This is a genomic window from Frankia sp. CeD (genome assembly GCF_000732115.1).
GTDB lineage: Bacteria > Actinomycetota > Actinomycetes > Frankiales > Frankiaceae > Frankia > Frankia casuarinae.
Genome location: NZ_JPGU01000002.1, coordinates 134,587 through 148,728, shown reverse-complemented (window position 1 = coordinate 148,728; position 14,142 = coordinate 134,587). Strand labels below are relative to the sequence as shown.

Sequence of the window (14,142 nt, the reverse complement as noted above, 5' to 3'; positions counted from 1 at the left end):
CACGTCAGGCCGCGGGAGCGAGCCGGGTCATCGCGTTGATCAGCCGGTCCATCGCATCCCCTCCCCGGGGGTCGGTGAGATTTGCCATGATCTTGAGAACGAAACGCATGAGGACCGGTCTCGGCAACCCGTAGCGGGTACCGAACGCCATAATCGTCGGATTGCCGATGAGCTGGACGAAGAACCGGCCCAGGGTGTAATAGCCCCCGTACCGGGCCCGCATGAGTTCCGGGTACTGGCCGAGTGCCCGCTCCCGCGCCGGACCATCCGGGCGGGCGAGGGCCTGCACGGCGATCTCGGCGGCGTACCGACCGGATTCGAGCGCGTAGGCGATGCCCTCGCCGTTGAAGGGATTCACCATCCCGCCCGCGTCACCGACCAGCAGCACGCCGTCGCGGTAATGGGGGGTCCGGTTGAAGCCCATCGGCAGGGCGCTGCCACGCACCGGGCCGATGGCGTTGTCCTCGGTGTATCCCCACTCCGGCGGCAATGCGGCGAGCCAGCGGCGCAACAGGTCCCGGTAGTCGGTGTTCTGGAAGGCGTCCGTGGTGTTCAGCAGGCCGAGGCCCACGTTGCTCGTGCCGTTACCGACCCCGAAGATCCAGCCGTAGCCGGGCAGCAGTCGGCTCTCGCGCGGCCTGCCCTCCCACAGTTCCAGATGGGACTCGAGGAAGTCGTCGTGCGTGCGGGGGCTGCGGTAGTAGCGGCGGACCGCGACCCCGAGCGGCCGGTCCTCCCGGCGGCGGATACCGAGGGCGAGCGCGATGCGGGCGCTGTTACCGTCCGCCGCGACGACCAATGGCGCCCGGAACGTCACAGGTGCCCGGTCAGTGCCGGTCCTGGCGTGCACGCCGACGACCCGTCCGGTGCGCTCGTCGAGCAGCGGACCGGTCACGGCGGTCCCCTCGTGCAGCCGGGCACCAACCTTCACCGCGTGGCGGGCCAGCAGATCGTCGAAGTCAAGCCGCGGACGGACCAGGCCGTAGTCGGGCCAGCTCGCCAGCTCCGGCCAGGGCAACTCCAGGCGGACGCCGCCGCCAATGATGCGAAGCCCCCGGTTACGGGCCCATCCGGCCACGGGCGAGGTGTCGACACCCATGTCCACGAGGCTGCGGACGGCCCGCGGGGTCAGCCCGTCGCCACAGACCTTCTCGCGGGGGAAGGTCGTCTTCTCCAGCAGGAGCACGTCGAGCCCGGCGCTGGCGAGATGGTAGGCGGCCGAGGAGCCACCCGGACCCGCGCCGACCACGATGACGTCGGCGTCGGCCTTCGACCGGCCGGCCGCACCATCAGCCCTTGTCGTCGCCATGGTCACGAATTGCTCCGGATCTGCTAGACCACTCGTCCCGGGGGCGCCCCACCGGGGGCCCTCCACCTGTGTGCTCGTGAAATTCTTCACGAGCGTTCCCGGCGAGTGTAGGCCTTGCACAGGTCAATCGCACCAACCAGGATGCTGCGAAGAACGGACGGGTTGATTTCGTACACCCTATCGTTACCGTGAGCGATAGTTCGCGGCGCCGGACGCCCGCCGCCGGGGCTCGGCCGCCGATCGCCATCGTGAGCGGCGGGNAAAANCTTCGCCCNATCAGCCTGGATCAGGCCAGCTCACCCGCCTGGTGTCGGTCCGCAACACTCGCCCGGAGCGTGAAGCGCAACGGAGAAACCACGAAGCCGGGCCCCACCGCCCGCCGGTGGCCCATATTCGCCCCCGGGGTGGGATCAGCGCCCGTGCGGGGTAGTCCCTCCACAGGTCACCCGAAACGCGGTGGCTCGTCCGCGGTCGCCGCCGGTGTCCCGACGACACGGACGCATCATCACCCGAACGCCGTCACCCGAACACCGTCACCCAAAGCAGCACGGACTGGGAACGAGAGAACGCGATGACCACCGCAGAGACCGTCGTCATCCCCNCCCCCGACGGGCCCGCCCCGGCCACGCTCACCGAACCCGATGGTCCCGCACGCGGCGGCGTCGTCGTCCTCCACGAGGCGTTCGGCCTCACCGAGCACATCACCGATGTCTGCTCGAGGTTCGCGCGCGNGGGCTGGCGGGCCATCGCCCCCGACCTGTTCCACCGCGCGGGCTCGCCCGTCTTCGACTACGACGACCTCGCCTCCGCGGTGAAGATCCTCGATGAGCTCAACGGCACCGACCTTCTCGCCGACATCGACGCCGCGCTGGCCATCCTCGCCGAGGAGGGCACCGCCATCGACCGCTGCGCCGTCGTGGGCTTCTGCGTCGGCGGGAGCATCGCCTTCCAGGCTGCGGTGGCCCGGCCGTTCGGCGCCGCGAGCACCTTCTACGGTGGCGGGATCACCATGCGCCGCTTCGGGGAACCCGCCCAGCTGGATCTCGCCGACCGCCTGCAGGCACCGTGGCTCGGCCTGTACGGCGACCAGGATCCGAGCATCCTCGCTTCGGAGGTGGAGGACCTGCGGGCGGCGACACGGAAGGCGTCCGTGCCCGCCGAGATCGTCCGTTACCCACAGGCCGGGCACGGCTTCCACAACGACGCCCGCGCCGGCGCCTACCACGGCCCGTCGGCGAAGGACGCCTGGTCACGCATGCTGACCTGGTTCGACTCGCATGTTCCCGGCTGAGCCCACCCCGCCTGCCGTGGCGCCGGCCGGTCCAGCACCATGACCGGTCCAGCACCATGACCGGTCCAGGACCGTCAGTCCGGGGCGTGACCCCGGTGCAACGCCACCACGCCGCCGGTGAGGTTGCGCCAGCCGACCCGGGACCAGCCCGCCTCCCGCAGCAGGCNAGCCAGCTCCGCCTGGGCGGGCCAGGCCCGGATCGACTCGGCGAGATAGACATACGAGTCCGGGCTGTTGCTCACCGCGCGGGCCACGGCCGGCAAGGCCCGCATCAGGTACTCGACGTAGACCGTCCGCCAGAGCGCCCAGACCGGGCGGCTGAACTCGCACACCACGAGCATCCCGCCCGGACGGGTCACCCGACGCAGCTCGGTGAGGCAGCCGAACGTGTCGGCGACGTTGCGCAGACCGAACGAGATCGTCGTCCGGTCAAAGGTCTCGTCCCGGAACGGCAGCCGCAGCCCGTCCCCGGCGGTCAGCAGGATCCGCCCAGCCTCCCCCGGCAACGGCCGCGACGCCAGCCGACGCTGCCCGGCCCGCAGCATCCCCAGGGAGAAGTCACAGGCCACCACATCGGTCCCGGCGAGAGCGAAGGCTCGTGACGAGGTCGCCGTCCCGGCGGCGAGGTCGAGGACCCGAAGCCCCGGCCGCAGGTCCAGCGCGCCCGCCGCGGCGCGCCGCCAGGTCCGGTCGAGCCCGCCGGTGAGCACGGTGTTGGTCAGGTCGTACCGGTTGGCCACCCCGTCGAACATCGACGCGACGTCCCGCGGACGTTTGTCGAGTCCCGCTCTGCTCACCATGCCCCTTCCCCGCTCACCATGCCCCTTCCCCGCCGCCGAACCGCGCCGAGGCCGCCGCCGAGGCGTCGCGGGCGGCCCTCTCGACGGTGTCCCAGTCGGTGCTCTCGCCGATCCGCCGCAGCCGCGTGCGGGTCGGCTCGTCGCACAGCGCGCCCGCGACCCCGGCGGTGTACAGGTCGCGGGCCCGGGCACCGAGCCCTGCCGCGACCGCGTGCTCCGTCTCCAGATCGGTGCCGAACATAGCGGGATCGTCGGTGGCAAGCGAGCACGCGACCCCGGCCCGCAGCAACGCCGCCAAGGGGTGGTCGTCGAGGGATGCCACCGACCGAGTCCGCAGGTTGGACACCGGGCAGACGTCCAGCACGATCCCCTGATCGACCAGCCGTCGCATCAGCTCGGGGTCCTCGGCGGCCCGGATCCCATGCCGGATCCGCCTGGCTCCCAGCGCGTCGAGCGCGCCCCGTACGGACACCGGGCCCGCCGTCTCCCCCGCGTGCGGGACCGCGGCGAGCCCGCCGTCGGCGGCCAGTGCGAACGCCGGCGCGAACGGCTCGGGGGGATGACCGACCTCCGGTCCGCCGAGCCCAATGCCGACGACACCGCGATCGGCGAACCGCACCGCCCACCGCGCCACCTCCATCGCGGCCTCGACCGGCAGCACCCGCTCGATGTCCGGGGTGAGGCGCACCTCGACGCCATAGCGTTCCCGGGCCTCGATCGCCCCGTCGGCGTAGCCGTGGAAGATCTCCTCGACGCGGACCCCCCGATGGACCCGGAACCAGGGCGAGAAGATGCCCTCCAGGTAGACGGCGCCCGCCCGGGCCGCCTCGGCGGCGTAGTCGACGACCACCTGGCGGAAGTCGGCCTCCGTCCGCATCACGTGGGTGGTGAGGATCCAGGCCTTCAGGAAGTGGTCGAAGTCGCGGAAGCGGTAGAGGTCCGCGAGGCCCTCGACCGTGCGGGCAGGCAGCGCCTCGGAGTTGCGGCGCGCCATCTCCAGCAGGGTGGCGGGACGGACCGTGCCCTCCAGATGGACGTGGAGTTCGATCTTCGGCCCGGTCGGGGACGGGACCGCGAATCCGGAGGGGTCACTCACCCGGTCACTGTATGGTGCGCCCGGCTACGCGGAGATGAGCGGTAGCGCGGTGGAGGAGAAGTGCGAGGCCACCCGGTCGTCAACCGGGTCCTGCGCCGGGTCGCGGTGCACGACGAGGTGCTGGTAGCGGGTGTCGCGCTGAGCGGGGATGCGGCCGGCAGCACGGATCAGGGAGATCAGCTCCGACCGGTTGGTGCGGTGGCGCGCCCCGGCGGAGGAGACGACGTTCTCCTCCAGCATCACCGAGCCGAGGTCGTCGGCGCCCATGTGCAGGGTGAGCTGGCCGATCTCCTTGCCGGTGGTCAGCCAGGAGCCCTGCAGGTGCGTGATGTTGTCGAAGAACAGCCGCGCGACCGCGACGAGGCGGAGGTACTCCAGGGTCGTCGCCTGGGTGCGCCCGCCGAGATGATTGTTCTCCGGCTGGTAGGTCCAGGGGATGAACGAACGGAACCCGCCGGTCCGGTCCTGGACGTCCCGGATCATCGTCAGGTGTTCGATGCGCTCGGCGTTCGTCTCCCCCGTGCCCATCATGAAGGTGGCGGTGGATTCCAGGCCGAGGTTGTGGGCGGTCTCCATCACGGACAGCCAGACGTGACCGGGCTCCTTCAGCGGAGCGATCGCCTGCCGGGGCCGTTCGGTGAGAATCTCCGCTCCCGCGCCCGCGAAGCTGTCCAGGCCCGCGTCCCGCAGCCGGGTAATGACCTCGGGAAAAGTCAGATCGGACGTCCGGGCGATGTGCACAACCTCGCTGGCGCCCAGCGAGTGCAGCGCCAACTGGGGATATGCCTTCTTGATGGCGGCAAAGGTACGCTCATACCACTCGATGCCGAAGTCGGGATGGTGCCCGCCCTGCAGCATGATCTGCGTGGCGCCGAGCTCGACCGCCTCCCCGCACTTGGCGACGATGTCCTCGACGTCGCGGACCCAGCCCTCGGCATGCTTCGGAGCGCGGTAGAAGGCGCAAAACCGGCAGGCGGTCACGCAGACATTCGTGTAGTTGATGTTCCGGTCGATGATGTACGTCGCGATGCCATCGGGGAAACGGCGCCGACGGACCGTGTCCGCCGCGCCGCCGAGCGCGTGCAGCGGCGCCCTCGTATAGAGGAGCAGCGCCTCCTCCGCGGAGATACGCCCGCCGGCTGCGGCCCGGTCCAGCACAGACCGGATCTCGCCACCACCCCGACCCACCGGAATCTCACCATCGACATCCATACGGCCCTCCCCGCGTAGCGCCTTCGGCGCGACGCGGGGACCCCTGGCATCGGGCGCCGTTCGGGGTCTCCGTCGAATCACCTTCGGCGATCCTCCCAGGGTAGCCGTCGGAGCCTTCNGCGCGACGCGGGGACCCCTGGCATCGGGCGCCGTTCGGGGTCTCCGTCGAATCACCTTCGGCGATCCTCCCAGGGTAGCCGTCGGAGCCTTCGGCGCGACGCGGGGGATGAACGGTCAGTGTCCGGATCGCGTCCTCGGNTCCACCGGGCTGGAGCCACCACGGGTGGCGTCAGTGTAGCCGGCTGTCGAGGAGCCGGCCGGGCTGGCGGGACCGGCGTCGTGGTGACCGTGGCCGCGGCTGGTGAGCTTCGCCTGGAGCTGCTTGATCTTGGCCCGGTTCTCCGGCCGGTTGGCCGCGGCCTTGGCCTTGTTGACCATCTCCTTGGTCTTCGGGCTGTGTAGGAAGTCCGTGATCTTGTTCGAGAAACTGGCCATGACAACGGTGTACCTATCCGGGCAGGGGTTTACGCCTGCCGGTCACCCGTTCGACGACCCGCCCGAGGAGCCGCCGAACGTGTCCCTCACCCGGTTCCACAGGCTGTCGAGCTGGTCATGGGTGTCATCCTTGACGGACGTGACGACCTTGTTCCACAACCGCTGGCGCTGTTCGTCGACCATCAAGGCGATCTGGTCCGCCGCGGAGAGCAGCAGCAGGACGACAAGAACGAACAGGATCGTGCGCTTGAAAGGGATCCGCAGCCGGAACCGACGCCGGGGACGCGGTCGCGGCACCGATTCGGCGTAGGGAGCCGGCGCGCGTCCGCGCGGCGCCGGCCGCGCCTCGGCCACCCGCGGGGCCGGGGCAGGCGCGGGACCCGCGGGCGCCGACGGGGGCCGCTGCTGGGCCACGGGGCGGGGCCGGGCCGGCGCCTGGGGAGACGGTGCCGCCTCCGCGGCACGGCCGGCGTAGGGCTGACCGGCGTAGGGCCGACCGGCGTAGGGCCGACCCGCGTGGGCCTGGTCCGGGTAGGGCTGACCGGCGTGCGGAGAATCCACCCGGGGCTGGCCGCCGTGCCTCGGGCGGGCGTCCGGCGCCGGCGGCGGATGGCCCCCCTCGCCGGAATTGTCGAAACCCGATCGGTGGNCGTTCCCGTCGGCCTCATCGTCGTACTGGACGAATCCGCCGCGGCGCCGTCGACGGGCCCGCGGCACCCCGTGCCGCGGGCCCGCGGCACGGTCGGCGGCCGGTGGCGGTGCCAGCGCGGGTGGCGGCACAGGCGGACCGGCCGGCGGGGGCCTGTCGCGGGCCGAGTCGTTCCACCAACGGTCGCCGCCGAGGGGCCGGGGCTCATTCTCCCACCAGCGCCGCTGTTCATACGGGGTCGCAACGTGGGTCGGATCCGGCCAACCGGCCCCGGCACCCCCGGCGAGCGCGGCCGCCCCAGCCCCGGCGGTACTGCGCCCCCGTGGCCAGGTCCCGTCGAGCAGTGCGGTCGCGGCGTCCCGCGCGTCACCGGCCCGGCCGCGTTCGCCGAGTAGGGTGAGCAGCAGGTTCTCGGTGGAGGGCCGGTCCCGGGGGTCGCGGGCGAGCGCGGACCGGACGATCGGCGTGAGATCCGGCGGCATGGCCCGCAGGTCCGGCTGACCCGTCAGGATCTTCTCCGACATCTCCAGGTAGGTGCCGTGGCCGTAGGGGTGACCGCCGGTGGCCGCGTAGCCGATCAGCAGTCCCCAGGCGAAGACGTCGACCGCCGGACCGAGCGCAGCGCCCTCCATCTGCTCGGGCGCCATCCAGCCGACCGAGCCGAGGACCAGACCCGTCTGGGTGCGGCCCTTCGTCATGTCGAGCGTGCGGGCGATCCCGAAGTCGATGACCCGGGGGCCGGAGTACGACAGCATGACGTTGCTCGGTTTGAGATCCCTGTGCACGATGCCGGCCCGGTGGATGGCGGTGAGCGCGGACGCCACGCCGACCGCCACGCCCTGCAGTGTCGACAGCGGCAGCGGACCGGACTCGGTGACGGCCTGATCAAGCCGGACGCCGTCGATGTACTCCGTGACCAGATAAGGACGACGCGCGTCGGGATCGGCGTCGAGTACCTGGGCGGTGCAGAAGGGCGCGACCCGCCGAGCGGCCGCCACCTCGTCCCGGAAACGTGCCCGGAATTCCGGGTCGGCGGCGAGGTCCGACCTGATCACCTTGATCGCAACGAACTTCTCGGCCGCGTCCTGGGCGAGGAACACCGTTCCCATCCCACCCGCGCCCAGCCGACCGACGACCTGGTAAACACCGATCGTGGTCGGATCATCGGGATGCGGCGCCTCGGCCGGATATCCGCCGATAGGCGAAACCCGACGCGCCGATCGTTCCGTCACTGTTCTCCCGCCCGTGTTATACCTCCGGCCGCGGCCCAGGTACCGTTCCGGCCTGGGAGCCGTCACCGGTGCCGCAATTGTCTCCCCGTGCAGGGAGATGAACCCATCATCACGCCACAGTCCGTCGTCGCCCAGTCCCTACGGGCATCCGCAACGGCGCGGAAGTCACGCTAACCCTCTCGAGTAAATCGATGTCGAGCGTTGTCCGCCAGCCGACGCGGCGGATCCGATCGTTCCCGCCAGCCGTATCCGAGGAGACCGCAGGTGGTCGACAACAACCACAGGTGGTCGACGACTCACCATTCCGCGGATGAAGGCGGGTGAGGTGTGTCTCCGGCAGGATGAGGGAGGGAACATCCACTGCTACCGACCGGCTGCCCCGACAGCGCCGGTCGGCCGCCAAGCCTAGGGAGTCACCCGTGGTCACGCAGTCCGCCGATGCGCACCAGCCCGCGAACGCGGTCACGGAGACCGACCCCGCGGCCGGAGCGAGCGTCACCGGCGCCGTGCGGTCGGGGACGTCCCCGGTCGACACCGACGTCGACATGCTGATCGTAGGCGCCGGTCCGGCCGGTCTCTACGGCGCCTACTACGCCGGATTCCGCGGCATGTCGGTCGCGCTCATGGACTCGTTGCCCGAGGCCGGCGGTCAGGTCACCGCGATGTACCCGGAGAAGGTGATCTACGACATCGCGGGTCTGCCGGCCGTCCGGGGGCGGGAACTGATCGACGCCCTGTTGATCCAGGCGAACCAGTTCTCCCCCACCTACCTGCTGGGCCAGCAGGCCGCCGAGCTGGCCCACAAGCCGGACGCCGTGGTGGTGACCAGCAGCCAGGGCCTTCGGGTACGCGCCAAGGTCGTCGTCATCACCGGCGGTCTCGGCACCTTCGCCCCCCGCCCGCTGCCCACCGGCACCGCGCATCTGGGCCGCGGCCTGGTCTACTTCGTGCCCAAGCTCGACGTCCACACCGGCCAGGACGTCATCGTGGTCGGCGGCGGGGACAGCGCCTTCGACTGGGCGCTGGCCCTGGAGCCGATCGCCCGCTCGGTCACCCTCGTGCACCGGCGGGACCGGTTCCGGGCGCATATGTCCACAGTCGAGCGGGTCGAGGCGTCCTCCGTCGAGATCCTGACCTTCACCGAGGTCGCCATGGTCCACGGTGAGGAGTGGATCGAGAAGGTCGAACTGGTGCAGACCCGCACCGGCGACCGACATGTCCGACCCGCGCAGGCGGTCGTCGCCGCGCTCGGATTCACCGCCGACCTCGGACCGCTGACCCGCTGGAATCTGACCATTGACAAGCGGCACATTGTCGTCGACCCGACGATGGCGACCGGGGTCGAGCGGATCTTCGCGGCCGGCGACATCACCGAGTACCCGGGGAAGGTCCGCCTGATCGCGACGGGTTTCGGGGAGGCCGCGACGGCGGTCAACAACGCGGCGCCGCTGGTGGACCCGTCGGCAAAGATCTTCCCGGGGCACAGCTCCGACGACGGCACCGGCGGCTGAGCGCCCGGCGGGCGTGGCCGACAGACGTGGCCGACGGATGCGGCCGTTTCCGACCGGGCACCGGCGGACCCGCGGCGCACACTGGGAACATGCGCGGTCTACTGGTGATCGGTCACGGATCCCGGCGGGACGAGGCGAACGCGACGGTTCGGGAACTCGCCCACCGGCTCCTGGTCGATCCCGGCCATGTGGTCGATCCCGGCCATGCCGCCGCGCCATGGACGTGGGGGGCGGTCGAAGCCGCCTTCCTTGAAATCGCCCAGCCCGACATCGCCACCGGGTACGCCACGCTGGCCGACGCGGGATGCACCGAAATCGTCGCCTACCCGTTCTTCCTGTTCGACGGCAACCACACCCGCCGGGACATCCCGGCGGCACTGGAGGGCGCCCGGTGCCGGCACCCGACGACCCGATGGGTGCTGTCGGAGCCGCTCGGGCTGCACGCGAGCGTCGTCGACGCGGTCCGCGCGCGACTCGACGACACCCTGCGTCTCCTGGTCCGCGAAGCCGATGCCGCCACCCTGAAGATCAACCCCCAGGCGAGCCGGTGGACCGGCTGGTGACGACGAAGTCCGCGACGGCGGCCGCGAGCGGATGGACCCCGGGTTCGGTGGGCACGATGTCCACCCGCATGCCCGCCGCCGCGCAGGCCAGCGCGCTGCGTCGACCCATCGCCGCGATGAGCAGATCGGGCGGGAGAGGTCCGTAGATCTCGGCGGTGCCGCGGGCGGCGGTGGACGACGCGAAGACCGCGACGTCGAAGTCGCCATGCCGGAGCTCCTCGGCGATCCGGGGATCCGGCTCGGCGGTCACGTCGGTGAGCAGCGGCACCCGGCGCAGGGAACACACCGCGTCCGGCGGGTCCGCCGCGCCGGCGATCAGCACCCGCGACGAGCCGGTCGGACCGGCGGGACCGGCGGGACCGGTCGACGATGGATCCGCGGACAGCGGATCCGTGGACAGCTCGGCGACGGGCACCGAGGCGAGGCCCAGGCCGTCAAGCGCTTCCGCGGCGTCCTCGCGGGCCGCGACGAGAGTCAGGCCGGCCAACGCCCGCACGTCGGTGCCGGCTCGACGCAGCAGGGTCACCACGGCGGCGACCTCGTCCGCATCGGCCAGCAGCAGGCCGCCCGCTCCCGGCAGCGCCGCCACCAGCGCGGCACCGGCGTCCTCGACCGGCGCGGGCCGGGCAACGACGGTCTCGACCGCATCCGCGCCCAGCTGCCGCAGCCGGCGAGCCAGCAGACCCGGCCGCGGCCGGGTACGGGCCACGAGTACCCGGATCCCGGTGAGCGGCCCCGCCTCCAAGGCCAGCGCGTCCCGGCGCGCCGCGACCTCTCCGACCACGATCACCGCGGGAGACCGCACACCGGCCGCGATCGCGTCGATCGCCAGCGCGTCCAGGGTGGTCCGCAGGACCCGCTGCGCCGGGGTCGCCCCGCGCTCGATGACCGCGACCGGCGTCGCCTCGGGGCGACCGCCGGTGAGCAGCGCGTCGGCGATGTCCATGAGACGCGCCACCCCCATCAGGATGACGATGGTCGCCCGGGAGGCCGCGAGAGCGGCCCAGTCCACCGTCGACTCCGGATGGCCGGGTGGCAGGTGCCCCGAGACGATGGCAACTTCCTGCGCGAGACCACGATGGGTGACCGGGATGCCGGCACAGGCGGGTACGGCCAGCGCCGAGGTGACGCCGGGCACGACGGTGCACGCGACCCCCGCCGCGGCGCAGGCCTGCGCCTCCTCGCTGCCTCGCCCGAGCATGTAGGGATCGCCGCCCTTGAGGCGGACGACGCGCGCACCGGCGCGCGCCCGGTCGACGAGGACCGCGTTGATCTCCTCCTGGGTCCACGACGGGGCGGCCGGGCTCTTGCCCACGTGGATGATCTCGGCGCCGGCCGGGGCGGCGCCGAGGAGGACGGCCGCGGCGAGCCGGTCGGTGACCACGACGTCCGCGTTCGCCAGCACCTCACGGCCGCGAACGGTGAGCAGACCGGGATCGCCCGGACCCGCGCCGACCAGCCAGACCTCACCCACACTTCGCCCGTCCGTCACGGCGTGCACCGTACCTGCTCGGTTGCCTTCGAACACCGGCAGCCGGCAGGCCCGAGGAGGTCAGTGGATGCCGCACTCCGTCTTGATCGAACCGACCCACCGGCCCTCCCGGCCGGCGCCCCGCCGGGTGCACGGCCAGCAGCCGACCGAGTCGTAACCATCGGAGAGGAGCGGGTTGACGATGACGCCGTGCTCGGCCACGTAGCGTTCGACGTCCTCGTCGGTCCAAGCCGCGAGCGGGTGGATCTTCACCTTGCCCCGTCGGGCGTCCCAGTCGACGACCCGGAGCTTCGCCCGGCTGGGCGACTCCGCCCGCCGCGACCCCGCGGCCCAGGCACGGTAGGGCGCCAGGGCCCGATCCAGCGGAACGACCTTGCGCATCCGGCAGCACAGGTCCGGGTCGGTCCGGTAGAGGTCCTGGCCGTAGACGGCGTCCTGGCCGACGACGGTGAGCTGCGGACGGGCGCTGATGATCGGCAGGTCGTAGGTTCCGGCCACCGCGTCCCGGGTACCGACGGTCTCGGGGAAGTGATAACCGGTGTCGATGAAAACCACGGGGACGTCGGACCGAATCCGGGCGAGCATGTCCACGAGGATCGCCTCAGCCATCGAGGCGGCGATCGCCAGCTTCGTCCCGAATTCCCCGACCGCCCAGCGCAGGATCTCCTCCGCCGGCGCGCCCTCGAGGTCGTCCCCGGCCCGCAGCGCCCGGGCCTGCAACGCGGCATCCATCAGCTCGTCTCCTCGTCGTCACGCAACCCGGCTCCGGCGACGCCGCAGGCGGATGCCGCGGTCGTCCACCGGGCAGCCGCCCGGGTGCTGTCCATTGCCGATCACCGTGCCGCCTGCTCTTCCGCCGCGCCGAACGCCCCGCCCGTGATGACGGCGGTCCCGCCCGAGGCGACCGCGAGGGCCGTCAGGCTCAGCCGGAAGCCCCGCAGGCAGGACCGGCACGCCCAGTACCCGTGACCATGTCCCGCGCCGGAGCCCTCCGGCGGCGTGTCCGGGACGATGTCCTCCTCGCCGCAATACGGGCAGTAGAAGGGCACCACCCGCTCACCGCTAGCCATCTGCGGCACCGAGCGCCGTCAGTTGGGCCTCGTCGGCCCGCTCCGCCCAGTCCGCGAAGCTCTCCCCCGCGGTCCGGTCCGCCCGGTAGGTCTCCAGCACCGCGACGACGTAGTCGACGAGGCCGTCGGCGGTCACCTTCAGACCACGCGACTTGCGGCCCAGCCGCGACCTGGTGCCCAGGTGCCCGCCGAGGTGGACCTGGAAGCCCTCGACCATCTCACCGGTGGCGTCGTCCGGTACCAGGGAGCCCTTGAGCCCGATGTCGGCGACCTGAAAGCGGGCGCAGGCGTTGGGGCAGCCGTTGACGTTGATCCCGATCGGCTCGTCGAAGTCGGGCAGCCGGCGTTCGAGCTCGTCGATGAGGTCGCGGGCCCGACCCTTGGTCTCGACGATCGCCAGTTTGCAGAACTCGATACCGGTGCAGGCCATCGTGCCGCGCCGGAACACGCTCGGGCGGACCACCAGGTCGAGCGCACCGAGTTCGGCCTCCAGCGCGTTGACGTCCGCGTCGGCGACATCGAGGATGACGAGCTTCTGCGTCGTCGTGGCGCGGATGCGGCCCTGCCCGAACCGGTCGGCGAGGTCCGCCACCGCGCTCAGCGTGGTCCCGCTGAGCCGACCCGCCCGCGGTGCGAACCCCACGGCGTTGCGGCCGTCGCGCTGGCGGTGCACCCCGATGTGGTCGCGCCCCTCGCTGCGCGGCGGGGCCGGCGGCGGGCCATCGGGCAGCGCCGAAGCCAGGTACTCCTTCTCCAGAGTCGCGCGCACCCATTCGGCGCCCATGTCCGCGACCAGGAACTTCAACCGGGCGCGGGTGCGCAGCCGTCGGTAGCCGTAGTCTCGGAACAGCGATACGACGCCGTGCCAGACCTCGGCAACCCGCGCCGGCGGCACGAACGCGCCCAGCCGCACGCCGAGCCGTGGGTTCGTCGACAGACCGCCACCGACCCACAGGTCGTAGCCGGCTCCCAGCTCCGGATGGACGACCCCGACGAACGCGATGTCGTTGATCTCGTGCAACGTGCAGTGGTCGGCGCAGCCGGAGATGGCGCTTTTGAACTTACGGGGCAGGTTGGCCAGCGTGGGGTCGCCGACGAACCGGCGGACGACCTCGTCGATCGCCTCGCTCCCGTCGATGATCTCGTCACCGTCGACCCCGGCGAGCGGGCAACCGAGGATCACCCGGGGGGTGTCGCCACAGGCCTCGGCGGTGGTCATGCCGGCGTTCTCCAGCGCCGCCCAGATCGCCGGCACATCCTCGATCCGGATCCAGTGGAGTTGGATGTTCTGCCGGTCGGTGACATCAGCGACGTCCCGGCCGTAGCAGGTGGAGACGTCGGCGATCACCCGGAGCTGATCCGAGGTCATCCGGCCGCCGTCGAGCCGGATGCGCTGCATGAAGTAGGAGTCGTCCAGTTCCT

General features: G+C 71.7%; 12 protein-coding genes and 1 pseudogene (1 of these 13 only partly in view). 3 read left to right on the top strand and 10 right to left on the bottom strand.

The window, feature by feature from the left end; genetic code table 11:
* Positions 1-4: 4 nt before the first annotated feature.
* Entirely contained in the window at positions 5-1,309 is a 1,305-nt protein-coding gene (locus tag CED_RS02205) for a geranylgeranyl reductase family protein (protein ID WP_011434997.1), read from the bottom strand.
* A 571-nt stretch (positions 1,310-1,880) separates the two neighbouring features.
* Here CED_RS02205 and CED_RS02200 point away from each other — a divergent pair.
* Complete coding sequence (locus CED_RS02200; RefSeq protein WP_035908442.1) at positions 1,881-2,600, top strand: dienelactone hydrolase family protein; 720 nt, start codon at positions 1,881-1,883, stop codon at positions 2,598-2,600.
* A 74-nt stretch (positions 2,601-2,674) separates the two neighbouring features.
* Here the strand turns inward: CED_RS02200 and CED_RS02195 are convergent, their stop codons facing one another.
* The 5 genes from CED_RS02195 to CED_RS02175 all read right to left on the bottom strand — a co-directional run bounded on the left by CED_RS02195 (position 2,675) and on the right by CED_RS02175 (position 8,084).
* Entirely contained in the window at positions 2,675-3,397 is a 723-nt protein-coding gene (locus CED_RS02195) for a demethylmenaquinone methyltransferase (RefSeq protein ID WP_035908547.1), read from the bottom strand.
* A 16-nt stretch (positions 3,398-3,413) separates the two neighbouring features.
* Positions 3,414-4,496 (bottom strand): adenosine deaminase, encoded by a 1,083-nt coding sequence (gene add, locus CED_RS02190; protein ID WP_011434994.1) that lies wholly within the window; start codon positions 4,494-4,496, stop codon positions 3,414-3,416.
* A 24-nt stretch (positions 4,497-4,520) separates the two neighbouring features.
* Positions 4,521-5,708, bottom strand: a complete 1,188-nt coding sequence (mqnC, locus tag CED_RS02185; RefSeq protein ID WP_011434993.1) for a cyclic dehypoxanthinyl futalosine synthase — start codon at positions 5,706-5,708, stop codon at positions 4,521-4,523.
* 234 nt (positions 5,709-5,942) lie between these two features.
* Positions 5,943-6,203: a hypothetical protein gene (locus tag CED_RS02180; protein ID WP_035908441.1), complete on the bottom strand. Its 261-nt coding sequence runs from the start codon at positions 6,201-6,203 to the stop codon at positions 5,943-5,945.
* Positions 6,204-6,245: 42 nt separating this feature from the next.
* On the bottom strand, positions 6,246-8,084 hold the full coding sequence (locus CED_RS02175) for a serine/threonine-protein kinase (protein ID WP_035908439.1): 1,839 nt from the start codon (positions 8,082-8,084) through the stop codon (positions 6,246-6,248).
* Between the two features lie 545 nt (positions 8,085-8,629).
* Here CED_RS02175 and CED_RS02170 point away from each other — a divergent pair.
* Together CED_RS02170 and CED_RS02165 are read left to right on the top strand one after the other, a co-directional pair.
* Positions 8,630-9,595 carry an NAD(P)/FAD-dependent oxidoreductase gene (locus CED_RS02170; RefSeq protein ID WP_011434990.1) on the top strand — a complete coding sequence of 322 codons (966 nt, stop codon included), beginning with the start codon at positions 8,630-8,632 and terminating at the stop codon, positions 9,593-9,595.
* Positions 9,596-9,684: 89 nt separating this feature from the next.
* Positions 9,685-10,158: a sirohydrochlorin chelatase gene (locus CED_RS02165; RefSeq protein WP_011434989.1), complete on the top strand. Its 474-nt coding sequence runs from the start codon at positions 9,685-9,687 to the stop codon at positions 10,156-10,158.
* On the opposite strand, the gene cobA is transcribed toward CED_RS02165, so the two are convergent.
* From cobA to CED_RS02145, 4 genes and pseudogenes are all read right to left on the bottom strand, one after another.
* Positions 10,124-11,650, bottom strand: a complete 1,527-nt coding sequence (cobA, locus tag CED_RS02160) for a uroporphyrinogen-III C-methyltransferase (RefSeq protein ID WP_011434988.1) — start codon at positions 11,648-11,650, stop codon at positions 10,124-10,126. The genes CED_RS02165 and cobA overlap by 35 nt on opposite strands.
* A 60-nt stretch (positions 11,651-11,710) precedes the next feature.
* Complete coding sequence (locus CED_RS02155) at positions 11,711-12,382, bottom strand: phosphoadenylyl-sulfate reductase (RefSeq protein WP_011434987.1); 672 nt, start codon at positions 12,380-12,382, stop codon at positions 11,711-11,713.
* A gap of 101 nt (positions 12,383-12,483) precedes the next feature.
* Complete coding sequence (locus CED_RS02150; RefSeq protein WP_011434986.1) at positions 12,484-12,720, bottom strand: hypothetical protein; 237 nt, start codon at positions 12,718-12,720, stop codon at positions 12,484-12,486.
* Positions 12,713-14,142, bottom strand: a pseudogene (locus CED_RS02145) (nitrite/sulfite reductase) (it continues 280 nt past the right edge of the window). The gene CED_RS02150 and the pseudogene CED_RS02145 overlap by 8 nt, the downstream one beginning before the upstream one ends.

What these genes read in the sequence shown, in the direction of transcription:
- CED_RS02170 (WP_011434990.1), top strand. Translation starts at nt 8,630, where the DNA reads ATGCTGATCGTAGGCGCCGGTCCGGCCGGTCTCTACGGCGCCTACTAC.
- CED_RS02150 (WP_011434986.1), bottom strand. Translation starts at nt 12,720, where the DNA reads ATGGCTAGCGGTGAGCGGGTGGTGCCCTTCTACTGCCCGTATTGCGGC.
- CED_RS02165 (WP_011434989.1), top strand. Translation starts at nt 9,685, where the DNA reads ATGCGCGGTCTACTGGTGATCGGTCACGGATCCCGGCGGGACGAGGCG.
- CED_RS02155 (WP_011434987.1), bottom strand. Translation starts at nt 12,382, where the DNA reads ATGGATGCCGCGTTGCAGGCCCGGGCGCTGCGGGCCGGGGACGACCTC.
- mqnC (WP_011434993.1), bottom strand. Translation starts at nt 5,708, where the DNA reads ATGGATGTCGATGGTGAGATTCCGGTGGGTCGGGGTGGTGGCGAGATC.
- CED_RS02205 (WP_011434997.1), bottom strand. Translation starts at nt 1,309, where the DNA reads ATGGCGACGACAAGGGCTGATGGTGCGGCCGGCCGGTCGAAGGCCGAC.